At 38.5% G+C, this 11,924-nt stretch carries 10 protein-coding genes and 1 pseudogene; 7 read left to right on the top strand and 4 right to left on the bottom strand.

All coding sequences use genetic code 11. From position 1 onward, the window contains the following. Positions 1-222 precede the first annotated feature (222 nt). Both ACIQZ2_RS11280 and ACIQZ2_RS11275 read left to right on the top strand, forming a co-directional pair. Positions 223-681 (top strand): annotated as a pseudogene (locus ACIQZ2_RS11280) (acyl-CoA thioesterase); the annotation flags it as partial. A gap of 50 nt (positions 682-731) precedes the next feature. Further along, positions 732-2,129, top strand: a complete 1,398-nt coding sequence (locus ACIQZ2_RS11275; protein WP_395768954.1) for a Gfo/Idh/MocA family protein — start codon at positions 732-734, stop codon at positions 2,127-2,129. Here the strand turns inward: ACIQZ2_RS11275 and ACIQZ2_RS11270 are convergent. Then, on the bottom strand, positions 2,126-3,241 hold the full coding sequence (locus ACIQZ2_RS11270; RefSeq protein WP_395768953.1) for a L,D-transpeptidase family protein: 1,116 nt from the start codon (positions 3,239-3,241) through the stop codon (positions 2,126-2,128). The two genes, ACIQZ2_RS11275 and ACIQZ2_RS11270, sit on opposite strands and share 4 nt — an antisense overlap. 257 nt (positions 3,242-3,498) lie before the next feature. Between ACIQZ2_RS11270 and ACIQZ2_RS11265 the strand changes: the two genes are divergently transcribed. Together ACIQZ2_RS11265 and ACIQZ2_RS11260 are read left to right on the top strand one after the other, a co-directional pair. Next, complete coding sequence (locus ACIQZ2_RS11265) at positions 3,499-3,816, top strand: hypothetical protein (RefSeq protein ID WP_395768952.1); 318 nt, start codon at positions 3,499-3,501, stop codon at positions 3,814-3,816. Positions 3,817-4,168: 352 nt separating this feature from the next. Beyond that, complete coding sequence (locus ACIQZ2_RS11260) at positions 4,169-5,233, top strand: helix-turn-helix domain-containing protein (protein WP_395768951.1); 1,065 nt, start codon at positions 4,169-4,171, stop codon at positions 5,231-5,233. Between the two features lie 43 nt (positions 5,234-5,276). Here ACIQZ2_RS11260 and ACIQZ2_RS11255 read toward each other — a convergent pair whose 3' ends face one another. Continuing rightward, complete coding sequence (locus ACIQZ2_RS11255; RefSeq protein WP_395768950.1) at positions 5,277-5,759, bottom strand: ester cyclase; 483 nt, start codon at positions 5,757-5,759, stop codon at positions 5,277-5,279. Positions 5,760-5,930: 171 nt separating this feature from the next. Between ACIQZ2_RS11255 and ACIQZ2_RS11250 the strand changes: the two genes are divergently transcribed. From ACIQZ2_RS11250 to ACIQZ2_RS11240, 3 genes are read left to right on the top strand one after another with little or no spacing between them, the layout of a single operon-like run. Beyond that, positions 5,931-6,842, top strand: a complete 912-nt coding sequence (locus ACIQZ2_RS11250) for a hypothetical protein (protein WP_395768949.1) — start codon at positions 5,931-5,933, stop codon at positions 6,840-6,842. Between the two features lie 57 nt (positions 6,843-6,899). Further along, entirely contained in the window at positions 6,900-7,691 is a 792-nt protein-coding gene (locus ACIQZ2_RS11245) for a hypothetical protein (RefSeq protein WP_395768948.1), read from the top strand. Between the two features lie 50 nt (positions 7,692-7,741). Next, entirely contained in the window at positions 7,742-8,242 is a 501-nt protein-coding gene (locus ACIQZ2_RS11240) for a hypothetical protein (protein WP_395768947.1), read from the top strand. A 122-nt stretch (positions 8,243-8,364) separates the two neighbouring features. Here ACIQZ2_RS11240 and ACIQZ2_RS11235 read toward each other — a convergent pair whose 3' ends face one another. Both ACIQZ2_RS11235 and ACIQZ2_RS11230 read right to left on the bottom strand, forming a co-directional pair. Then, positions 8,365-10,095 (bottom strand): FG-GAP-like repeat-containing protein, encoded by a 1,731-nt coding sequence (locus ACIQZ2_RS11235; protein WP_395768946.1) that lies wholly within the window; start codon positions 10,093-10,095, stop codon positions 8,365-8,367. Between the two features lie 88 nt (positions 10,096-10,183). Continuing rightward, positions 10,184-11,506, bottom strand: coding sequence for a hypothetical protein (locus tag ACIQZ2_RS11230; RefSeq protein ID WP_395768945.1), 1,323 nt, complete (start codon positions 11,504-11,506; stop codon positions 10,184-10,186). Positions 11,507-11,924 lie beyond the last annotated feature (418 nt).

Genomic DNA, 11,924 nt, shown 5'->3' with positions numbered 1-11,924 from the left:
AGGCACCTAAAGCACCAAGCAAGGGTGTTGAGGCTAAAAATGTTCTTCTTTTCATAATTTAAAAGGCTATCTTTAATATGTAGAAGCAAGAAACAAATACTTGCTAAGTATTAAAAGCATCTAGCTGAATTTTACATGATGAATTACAAAGAAGTTCGAGATTCCCAAACCACCTATACCGAATTAATGATACCTTCCTAAGCGAATTTTGGAGGAAAAGTACACGGTGGAATCATTTTATCTTTATTAGACAAAGTCGCTTACATCTGCGCGGCTAAACATAGCCATCAATATTGAGTAACGGTTTCCGTGGAGGGGGTGGAATTTAAAAGTCCGGTAGAAGTGGGTGATTTGGTTGAAATCAAGGCCTCTGTTAATTATGTGGGCCGAACAACCATGATTGTGGGCATGCGTGTAGAATCATTTAATCCAAGAGACGGCATTGTTCGCCATACGAATTCTTGCTATTTCACCATGGCTGCCAAAGATGAGCAGGGCAACCTGACCGAAGTTCCCGGCTTAATTTTAAAAACACAAAAGCAGGTTCAACGTTTTTGTGAGGGTAAAATAATCCGCAAATTATCTCAAGAAAAACGGGAGATATTGAAATCCAATTTGAAATTAGCGGACATGAAAACGCAATGTAAAGACGAGCGTTGCAGCATTGAACTATCGGATTAAGTATATTTATTGTATTTCAACCTTTAAGGATTATAAACGTATAATAAGCTATGAATCAAGTACATGAATCTTCTCGCAGAGCCTTTCTGAAAAATGCAGCATTATTAACTTCGGCAGCGGCTTTCCCGTCATTTATTTCGAAAAATGCGGGTGATAAAGTCAATTTAGTCTGTATTGGAATTGGAAATCAAGGCGGTTCAGATGTCATGTCATTATACAATACAGGGCTATGTAATATAGTTGCACTTTGCGACGTAGATATGGGGGCCCCACAAACCTTGAAGGTTTTACAAAAATTCCCTGATGTACCGCGTTTTCAAGATTTCCGTCAACTCTTTGACAAGATGGGAAATCAATTTGAAGCTGTAGCCATAGGTGTTCCAGATCATTCCCATTTTCCCATTACCATGATGGCTTTAAGCATGGGCAAGCACGTGTTCGTGGAAAAGCCGATGGCGCGCACCTTCCATGAAATTGAACTTATGATGGCTGCGGCTCGTAAGCATCCAACTTTGGTTACACAAATGGGTAATCAGGGACACTCAGAAGCAAATTATTTCCAATTCAAGGCATGGAAAGAGGCAGGCATCATCAAAGATGTAACCTCCATGACGGCTCATATGAATTCCCCGCGTCGCTGGCACAGTTGGGACCCCAATATCAAAAAATTCCCAGCAGCAGAAGCGATTCCGAGTACCTTAGATTGGGATATTTGGCAAGGTGTGGTTCAGCCACATGATTACCAAAAAGACTTTGTCAATGGCCAATGGCGTTGCTGGTTTGATTATGGATTGGGAGCATTAGGTGACTGGGGTGCGCATATTATGGATACAGCACATGAATTTTTGGATTTAGGCTTACCTTCAGAAATCAATATGTTGCGGGCTGACGGTCATAATGACTTCTTCTATCCGATGTCTTCGACCATTCAGTTTAAATTCCCATCCCGCAAAGACATGCCGGCCATGGATATTACCTGGTATGATGGGCTTAACAACATACCACCGGTGCCAGCTAATTTTGGTACGACGGAATTAGATCCGAATATCCCGCCGGCAAGTAATGGCAAAATTCAACCTGCCAAACTAAATCCTGGGAAAATCATTTATGGCAAGGATTTGACATTCAAAGGAGGATCACATGGATCAACCTTATCTATTTTAGGGGATGCAGGAAAGGACTTGAAACTTCCGGAGGTACAGAAAAGTCCATCTAATCATTATGCCAACTTCTTGAAAGCATGCATGGGTCAGGAAAAAACGCGTTCGCCATTCGCGATTGCGGGACCATTGAGTCAAGTTTTCTCGTTGGGTGTTTTAGCTCAGAAGTTAAATGCACGTTTGGAATTCAATCGGGAAACCAAATTGATTACCAATAATAAATTGGCGAATCAATTACTCGTAGGACCGGCACCACGCAAAGGATGGGAGCAATATTATAAAATCTAATTTCTTCCGTAGATATTCGGATAGATTTTCAGATTCCCTTTTTCGTCAAAGTCGACTTGGCTATACCAAATCACTACCGGGATTTCACGTTTAATTGCGTAGTAGCTTGGCTGTTTATCGTAATAATTCGATTTGCTACTTAGTCGGTCTACGACAGCAGAATTGGGCTTCATTAACCAAGCGCCAAGCTTTTTGGGGTTTTCGAGGCGTATACAACTATGGCTATAAAAGCGTTTTTCACGCGCAAATAAATACTTTTGAGAGGTATCATGAAGGTACATCTTAAAAGGATTATCGAATTGAATTTTTAGAAGCCCTAAGGAATTCCATGTCCCGGATCGTTGGCGAATCGCATAGGGAAAGTTATTTTTACTCAAATCATTCCAAGCGACAGTTGACGGATCAATTTTTTGATTATTGATATCAAAAACCTCGTAATGATTTGCAGCTAAAAATCGAACATTTTTCTTGACCCTAGGAAGGATTTCATCAGTACTTATGCGGCGTGGCACACTCCAAGTAGGGGTAAGAACCATGGTTCTCAATTTACTTGACAGCGTTTTACTGGGACGAGAAGGTTTTCCTAAAACGACCCGCATTTGCATAACTTGTTTATTGGATTCGTAGGCCTTGAGCGTCGTGGAGGGGATATTGACTAAAACCAAGTTATGGCTTGAACGTACGGCGGCTATCCAACGAAATTCGTTCGCCGCTTTGATTAATAATTGCCTCTTCGCGGGGCTGTATTGCGTAGAATCATGCAGGGCTTGGAGGATTTGACTCACTTCCTTATTTTCATCAATTAGATATTGTGCTAATTGTTTAATTATAGGATTTCGCCAAATTAAATCATACTGATTTTGGAAGGCTTCTCTTCCGAGTTTAAAATCATATCCTTGAAATCGAAGATCTGGCTGTTTGCCAAACTTCAAATCAGACATAAATCGTTTGATGGCTTTTTTTGCTCCTAAGGTATCACCGAGTTTATATTGGTAGTCCAAAGATTTTAAACCCAAAGATTCAGCATTTTGCATCATGGAGTCCAAGGGACTTTGTGCTTGGATTCTAACTGAAACCGTTAGTATGAACAGAACAATGTATTTTACTTTCATCTTTACTCTTTTGCAATAGTTCCAAAGATAATTGATTTAAAAGAAAAAAGAATGACCGTTTAATAGATAATCCCGTTATCAAATTCGTTTATTCCCTGCACAATTCTGAGGTGGTCTTTCGAAATAACAGCTTTATAAGTAAAGCTATGAAGCAGAGGTAGCTGCTTGCTAGCGATGGCAATAAATGAGGTAAAAATTGTCACCAAAATAATTACCCAGGTATTTATGACATTCAAAAACTGAGTAGTTTTACTTCTATGGCAATCGAACTAGAATTTATCAACTTAGTTGTACTAAAAAGTACATTGGAAGCAAAATACCAAGGGGGTATCGAGCAATTCAAATTAGACTTACCGAATCGGTCTTTGCGGGAGGATGACGAACTCATTCGTTTTGGCTGCATGAATTGGGATGATTTGGAGCATTTCTCTTTATTGATTGAATCAAAGGGACTTGAATACAAGGAACAAGAAACGACCGATTATGTGGTTATCAGTTCCTTGCAAGGTGCTCTATGGAAGGCGGATTGGCTGGGATTCAATGCGTCTTCCTGTTATGCGATTACCGCATCCTAATCTCCTTTACCTTTGGCAATCCTCCAAGGTTTGCCAAAGGTAGTGGTGAAAAACGAAAGTCTGTTTTACAGAAATTCGATTACCAATAAATTGGCCAAGATTATAAGTTGGCCCTACTTCCCATACTCCAAAAACCGCTAGCTTTGGCAAACCTTGGAGGATTGCCAAAGCTAAAGAATTCGAAATCGGTGCAATTTATCTATCTTGCGACAACCATAATTTACGTAAGTTGGAAATACTTGCCCCCGTGTTCGGTATTTTTACCTCATTTATCCTGTTATACTACCTGAGTTCATTAAACAGGTCTAACATCTTTTTGGCGCTTTTTTTCCTTTGCTGCAATTTAGTTGTCATGGTCTATTTTGGACTGCATTACAGCAAAAATGAATTTTGGGAAGGCATTTGTTTTGTACACTTTCTTCCGCTCTCCTTTTTGCTGGGCCCCACTTTATTTTATTACGTTAAACATACGGTTTCCGAGAAAAAGGATTTCCAATTATTTGACACCATTCATTTAATTCCAGCTGTTTTTGTTGGGATTGCCACATTACCCTTCACGCTACTGCCACTGAACATCAAGACCCAAATGGCGCACCAAATCGTCAATTACACAGAGGATTATAGCTTAAACTTCAACTGGGTAACTTTCGAACAACTACTCTATGGGCGTTCCATACACGTAATATTTTACGCATGCTTATCCATTGGCTACTTTTTGAGGAACAAAAAAATATTACTTAAGAAATATGGAAGTATCCCAACTAACCATCCCATTATACAGCGTTGGTTTTTCATTTTAATTATTCTGCAAGTGGTTATTGCAGGAACAAGTTTGGGTCATATGATCACCCTGTATATCAAACCGGTCTATTTTTTAGGAATTTCTTCCCATAGTTTCTTTAGCGAAGAACATTTCTTCACGATATGTGGCGGGGGATTTTTTGTTCAAAACTTCTTTCTGTTTCTATTTCCCAACATCTTGTACGGGAACATATCCTATTCCATTGAATTTGATTCATTAAGCACCTTACAGAAGTTTAAATCCAGTTTAGCAAAACCTGCCAAATCATTCGATGAATACATTGAAATAGACCACCAAATTTCCCAATATTTAGTGGAGCTTCCATTCATAAAAAAGGATTTCAATCTGTCTCAAATGTCTTTTGACCTGAAAATTTCCGAAAGAAATCTATCTGTTTATCTCAATGCCAAACTGAAAAAGACCTTTGGGGAATGGAAAAATGACCAACGGATTGATCATGTGGTCCAACTAATCAATGATGGCCACGCAAAGTTATATACGATTGAAGCGCTTTCAACCATGGTAGGATTTCAATCCCGCTCAAAATTCATTGACGCGTTTAAACAACGCCAAGGAGTTACGCCTTCGGCTTACATAAAAACAAAAAAAGCCTAATGCAAAATGCACTAGGCTTTCCAAATTATCTACTTCATCTAAATTAAGGTTTAATCCCCAACTGCCTAAAAAACTCAAGATTGTCGAAAAAATCTCGTTCCTCGGTAATCTTTTCCCCGATAATCGTGGCTATCGTACAACCGATGACATCCACTGATTTTCCAGTGGCAGGAATACCAAAGAAATTCCCTGTGTGCTTTCCTTTAAATTGCCAGTATTTTACCAACTTGTTTCCAGATGCAAAAGTCTCTTTGATGATAAATTCACGGTCTGAAAAACCCGTCACATAATTTTCATAATAAGCTTTGGAAGCCGCCTTCCCTTTTGTTTCAGGAACGGTGTGCAAAACCACATTATCAGCATAAGCGGTATCCAAGATATTAACATGTCCCTCATTTATCGCAACTTCCCAAACGCGCGAATAGAATGCGATGTTAGCTTCTTCTAATTTTTCATTGAGTTCACTTTGTGTCGTGCAAGACCATAAGGTTGCCGCCGCAAAAAGAAACAATACGATTTTTTTCATTTTTTACAGGTTTAGTTTTCTCAAATCTATCGAAAGCAAACCCGCTTGTTACGATAATGGGAACCGAATCTGTTCCCAAAAATGCAAAAGGGTACAAAGTCCTACTTGGAATTATTCCATACTCGAATCAAACTTCACTTATTGCATTAAACTAATTAAATCAAAAAACGCATGAAAAAACTCGTATTACTGAGCGCATTTATTGCCTCTACATTTATGGCAAATGCCCAAACCGCTGGAAAAATTTTTGTTGGTGATAACCAAGGAAAACCCATGCAATTAGGATCTGACAAAAACATGAACACCGTATTAGAAGCAACAAAAGCTTATAACGCTGTTGATCACGATGCTGAAGTGGCGTTATGGTCAGATGAATTTGTGAAAACTGGCGGAGAAAGTCATAAAAAAAGCATGGCAACGTTAAAATCGGTGACCAACAAACCCATGGCCATGTTACCTATCAAAATTCAAGGTTCCAGTGGTGAAATTGTTATGGTTCAGTCAACAGAAGAGCGCGTTTTCAAAAATGGTTCGAAACAAAACTTGAATTTATTTGAGTTGTTTTATATTGATAAAGCCGGCAAAATTTCAAATATGCAGCAGTATGTTAATATTCCTGCAACAAATGAATATGGTAAAACATCAGGAGGAAAATACATCTCAAGCAAACCCGGTTCTGAATCAGATGGAAGTTCTTTACAGTTTTCAAACCGAGGCGAAATCGCTGCGATGGAAAATCTTGCAAAAGCGTATAATGCTATGGATGTGCAAGGTTTTACATCTTTAATAGCAGATGAATTGACCATCGAAGGATTTGATGGTTCCAAGATAAAAATGACCAAGGATATGATCCCCGGCATTTTTGCTCAATACAAATCCCTGGATTGGAAACTGGGATTAATTCTTCCTTTTAAATTAACCAATACGGATCCTGCTTCTGGCATTTTGGTATACTCGACAGAGAAACGTGTAATGAAAGACGGAACGGTTTGGGATAAGGATTTGATGGAATTATTTGGCTTCGACTTAGCAGGCAAGATTAATTCAATTACGCAATTCTCAAGAGAAAAAACGAAAAAATAAAACCTATCAAGTCCGTGTGCAATCTGTACACGGACTTCACTTAAACCCTCAATACACATGAAAAAACTTACCCTATTATTCGTCGCTTTCTTTGCATTGACACTAACGTCATTCGCGCAAAACAAACCCATCTACATCAACATTGCTTTTCACAAATTAAAACCAGGTCATACCATTGAGGAAGCCATGGCCATAGAAAAGCGATGGAAAGTAATTCATGAAAAACGCAAGTCGCTGGGGCTTATCGTGGCATGGGCTGTATATCCTATTTTTAATGAATACAAATCCGAGTCGGTAGATTTTGATTATATCTCATGCAACGCATCTGAAGACCTAAACAAGATTACCGAATTTCCAGCTGATATGGGCGCAGCCTTAATGAAAGAAGATCCAAGTTTTTATTCAATTTTAGAAGAAACAGCAAAAATCCAAACCATTGTTCGTAATAAATTAACTAAGGTTTTGGATGCAACTGGACCCTCGAATGATTTGAATTCAATCATTCTGTTTGAAACAATGAAAACAACGCAGGCTAATTACTTGGCCTACATAGATTTTGAAAAACAAGTTAAAGCCATTCATTTGGATCGAATCAAGGCAGGTAACATACAAGAGTGGTCATTTGGTCAACACCTAGCTCCTATTTCTTATGATGGAACGGGGCAATTTTCGACCTTTACCTTCTTTAAAGATTTGTCTAAATTGGACTTTGACGCAACGTCGATTTACATCAATGGAGCTAAGAAATACATGAATTTGACACCTGAGCAATTCACTAAAAAAGTAAATGACTTACGTGAAACCAAACAATCAGTCCTGTTGAAATACGCAGTAGGTACATTTAATTAATTCACTGTATGCCGACTCACCTTGAGTCGGCCTTTTTAAAATCTAAAATCATGAAAAATTTAACCTTCATCGCGTGCATGATTGCCGGTGTCATGATGTCTTGCTCGAAGCAAGAAAGCCAATTGCCAGAAGGCGCGGTTGGTTATATTGTAGCTAAGTCCGAAAACATCGATTTAAGTATCAAATCTATGACTGCATTAACTAATCTGGATTCAGCGACGTATCGCTCGACCTATTCAGAAGATGCGGTATTTTATGACAATTTAGATTCCATGGGTCTGAATCAAAACATTGCGGTCATTGGTGCCATGAAGGCCAAAGATGTTACAATGAAATTGGACAAAATCTTGGATATACACGAAGAGGTATTAGTTAAACCATCTTACTATGGGGTAAGTCATTTTGTGTATGCATACGCAGTATTTACCTTGACACGCGGAGATGTACAGAAAAAGGTTGTTATTCACACCGTTGACGGTATCAAAGATGGCAAACAGGTAGTAGAATGGTTACGTTATGATACGAAAGATATCAACGAAATTATGAAGTAATTCCCGCCTTACCTTTGGCAATCCTCCAAGGTTTGCCAAAGGTAGTAGTGGGAAATTAGAAATTTGTGTCAAATGCTGATAAAGAAAATCAGCAAATAGATAATCGAAAAAATGCTGGCCAATTAGCGTTTACCCGTGTAAATATTGACTATTCTTGATGATGGAATCTGACCATTTGCATACCAGAAAAATTTCACCCGCTTATTTTTTGCATCAAAACTTAATGGGACAAAATAGTCTCTTGCATAATTAGGATTGATTTCCCAAGTGGGATGTTCAAAAGTATTATTTCCTTTGTTTATCCAAACACGCTGAAGAAAAGTCTCTTCTCCATTGGTAAAAAATAATACATCATCTAAACCATCAAAATTCAAGTCAACAATAAGAAAATCACGCATACCACTGAAACTATAAGTAGACTGTAGCGTTGAAATATCCTCTACTTTGGTCATATCAGATTCGCTGCTTCGAAATACTTTTTGCTGCCCTATTCCCGCCTCTACAAAATAAAATATATTCTTCTTATTAGGTGATTTTGGATTTTTCATCTCAAACAACTTATAACATCCATAATTTGCGCCAAAAGGCAATAAAGACGATATTTTCGTCCTAGTATATGCATTCTGAGTTAAATTAATCTTTAATACATGAGTTGTTGGGGTGTTGGAACGTTCGATATAAGGCGCGGAAATTAAATCCATTTGGCCATCGTTATCGATATCATCCACAAGGACGGATCCAGTAGAATTTGCGGGATTAATGATTCGATCTTTCTTCAAGCCCTTGTCGTTCTTGAAATAGATCATTTCATCATCATTAAAAACTTGTAATAACAAATCATTATCCCCATCACCATCAATATCGCCTATATCTGCATTATGGTGAAAACGCTTGATATCCGTAAGCTCAGGAACATTTGCATAGGTAAACTTGCCATCCGCTGTACCCAAGAAAAGATGATTTTTGAAACCACGAAATTGCCCATTTATTTTTTCAGACTCCGTCTCTTTTCCATGGTCAACCTCAAAAAGATCCTTGATCCCATCACCATTTAAATCTTCATAGAAGAAAGGTGATTTTGGAAACCCAACCGTATAATAACCACCTAACAAAGAACTGGTATTCTCAGTCATTTGCCCTTTCACGCTATCGATTTCAAAGGACCTAAAAGAATCATACGTTGTTCCAAATAAATCTGCATAGGCCGATATCAAATGGTACTTACCTTGTAGTTTTATAACTTTAATTGATTCTGGATGAACATTAAAAAAAGCCATCGTCTTGGACATGTTAGCAGGCCAACCGTCGGTATATTTAGTCGAGTAATCAGGTCCTTTTACCTGGAAAATAGCTTGCAATGAAATTGCTTTATTCACAATGGTCGTGATGACCGAATCTTTGCTCGTAATGTCTCCTTTCCATTCGCTAAACTTCGCACCGGCTGCAGGGATGGCGGTCAATTTAACCGTTGTTCCAGAAGGGTACTGGGCTTGAGACGCCACAGCAACAATTTCTTCTTTAATTGTTCCGTTACCTTCAATCGTTACATTAAGTGGATATTGACGTTTCTCAAAGACCCCTGTTATCCGCTTATCTGCATCCATTACAATTGAACCTGGATTAGTGCTGCCCGTATAAGCACCCTTCCACTCTTTAAACAAATATTCCGAAGCAGGTTTAGCGAGCAATTGAACAGATTCGCCTTTCATGAAAGATCCCGCATTAGGCGTTACCGAGCCCCCACTAACCGGGGTGACATCGACTAGTAGTTGATAGGTTGGTATCGCATCTTCCTTCGAACAGGAAACCATAAAGAGTATACATAAAGAAAAATAGCGTAGTTTTTGCCGCATAGTTTGAGTTGTTTAAAAACAAATCTATTGGACATCCCAGCCATACGATAGGCTATTCATGTGAATTAGGTGATTCACAGAAATTAGATTAAGCTTTTTTGTAATAAATTTTAACTCCTTCAGGCTTCAATGAATATAAAGATTGACGCTTATCCACAACCGAGGGGTTCCGAATGATTACATTCACAATGCGGAATTTTAAATGAAATTTATGATTGATATTTGAAATAACCTGAAGACGTAGCTTCCGCTGGTTATCAATATTTTTACCCGCTATTCCCAAAATTTCATTAACCTCTACCGTAGATAAACCAGCCGAAGAAACCAACAATGCCTGGAACAATCTAAACTCCGATTCATCCAATTCCAACATTGGCTTTTTACGGCGCTTATATACTACATAAAACAGAGCTATTCCAAGAACTAATAAAAAGGCCATCAAGTAAACAAATCGATTACTGGGCACTTCGTAAAATACGCCAATGGACTTCCCCAACTTGCTTAATTCTGAAATGGAATACATTTTTCGTTTCCCACCTTCTTCATCCCAAAATGCATAAATATTATCCAAATGAACGTACATGGTAGGTGCCACTTGAAAATTACCAACCGCACTTTTAACCTCAAAAACCTCATTTTTGATTGGATCAATGATGTATAATTTTTGGTCAGAAAACTGGATAAAATAACGACCCGACCAAAAGATCTCACGTGTTTTTTCTTGAAACAACCTAGGGTTGATTTCACCCAACAGTTTCCAACAGTTTTCTTTAAAATCAAAAGCGTACAATTTTGTATCCAATTGCGTAGCCTGATCGTTCAAAAAGTCATGGTATTCAGAACCTCCTGCATAAAACAAATCCACCGAATCTCTATATGCCTTAAACCCATTAAAAATCGCCTGTGGGCCTAAATTATTTGATTTGATATTCTCCCACTCTCGTCCCGATTCCTGGTAATATGTCAAGGCCTTGCTGTAATCCCAAAAACCACTGCCGCCAAAACTGTATAGTTGATTCTTTCGCTGAAAAACAGCAGCCCCAAAATTATACCCTGAATAGAAGGTTTGGTCAACACGTTTCAAGGTATTTTGACGTACATCAAAATCATACACTTGCCCCGTACCGGATAAGGTAAATCGAATGTTTCCATTCGGCTGCAAGAAATAATGGGGTGCGATTCGGGGTGGCAATCGATGTAAAATACTCGAATCGACTTTAACGCGGGATTGCAGAATCCAAACACCAGGAGCTTGCTCCATTTCCACTGTTTGCGCCTTAAGATCTATTCGCTTGCGTAACCCAAATTCTGTATCAAACCAAGTCAGCACGGGTGTGTCTGCCAACGTACGAAATACGTTAAAACACAACAAACAAATGATAAAAATACCCAATCGATTTCGTGATGTCATCCCAAAGCTAGTCAACATACAAACCTAATCAGTGCAGGTCGATTAATTAGAAAAATTTATGTGAATTCTTAATTCACGTATTTTCTGAAGCACATTATACTGATAAAATTAGCGGATTATCAGTAATCGAAAAGGCGATGTCCTATTCCCTCGCTACCTTTGGCAATCCTCCAAGGTTTGCCAAAGGTAAGTTGTGGGGAATTAAAAAAAATCCTACCTTGAAGGCCTAGTCCATCCGATTTCCCCATGAAAGCATTCATTACAATTTGCATTTTGTTTATCGCAAGCATGGCTAATGCACAAGATTCCACCTTTGTTCGCGTTCAATTGAAACAAGGAAATACCGTTCAAGGAATCCTAAAAGAGCAAAACGATAAATCCCTTACGCTAAATATCGCAGAAACCGGAATGATGACTA

Source organism: Aquirufa sp. (assembly GCF_044342065.1).
Taxonomy (GTDB): Bacteria; Bacteroidota; Bacteroidia; order Cytophagales; family Spirosomataceae; genus Aquirufa.
Note: the sequence above shows the minus strand (reverse complement) of the source record. Positions and strands in the feature narration are given on the sequence as shown.